Here is an 890-nt window from a genome sequence, read left to right as displayed (position 1 = left end):
TATAGTCAAACTACTTTATTATTCATACAAGATTCGAAAAAAACTCGAAATAACTCATCGACTGAGTCGATCAACCATTCTTTACGCTTACGTTTAACCCATGCCCACATCTGTTCTATAGGATTTAAATCAGGGCTGTATGCAGGAAGCCAAAGAATTTTATGCCCTTGTTGTTCCAATAACTCCTGAATATCTGCTCTTTTATGAAATGCTGCATTATCCATAACCACTACACTATTTTCTGGTAATGCTGGTATGAGGAATTGCTCAATCCAAAAATGAAAAACATCTGAATTGATTTTGCAGTCAAATAAACCGACTGAAAATAAATACCCTTTATGGATTGCTCCAATGGCATTGGTCTGATTCTTTAATTGCCAATTATATTGCCCTAGACAGGGTACTCCTTTTCGTGAGTAGCCATGAGGTCTGTAATCATGTGACTTAAAACCACTTTCATCCAGATAAATAATCGGATGGTTTTTTTCTAATTCATTCACTTGCAGAATAAATTTATCCCTAAGCTTTGTATCTGCTTTAGGATGGCTTAACGTCTTTTTTTAACTGTAATATTTAAGCGCTTTAATGCAGCACCAATAGATGAAACACCACAATTAAAACGTGTAGCACGTTCATATTGATAAGCATCAGGATACTTTTCAACATCTTCACGTAAAGCATCATCGTTAATTTTAGAAGGTTTACGTACACGAGTTTTTTTAATCTCTATACGTTTCTTCCATTCAACAATGGTATTTTTATTAATTTCAAATTGTGCAGCTACTGCTCGAATAGAATAACCTTCCTCAAGCTTAGCTAAAATTTTACGTCTAAAATGTTCTGAATAACTCATTGCACCATTGTATTGGTTTTATAATGATTTGACTATA

2 protein-coding genes are annotated in these 890 nt (G+C 33.8%); both read right to left on the bottom strand.

Annotation, left to right across the window (positions count from 1 at the left end; genetic code table 11):
- Positions 1-5 precede the first annotated feature (5 nt).
- Positions 6-500, bottom strand: a complete 495-nt coding sequence (locus RFX69_RS12320) for an IS630 family transposase (RefSeq protein ID WP_001003818.1) — start codon at positions 498-500, stop codon at positions 6-8.
- 47 nt (positions 501-547) lie between these two features.
- On the bottom strand, positions 548-853 hold the full coding sequence (locus RFX69_RS12315; RefSeq protein WP_108564102.1) for an IS630 transposase-related protein: 306 nt from the start codon (positions 851-853) through the stop codon (positions 548-550).
- Positions 854-890: the final 37 nt, after the last annotated feature.

Source organism: Acinetobacter sp. 148 (genome assembly GCF_031196675.1).
GTDB lineage: Bacteria > Pseudomonadota > Gammaproteobacteria > Pseudomonadales > Moraxellaceae > Acinetobacter > Acinetobacter baumannii.
Note: the sequence above shows the minus strand (reverse complement) of the source record. Positions and strands in the feature narration are given on the sequence as shown.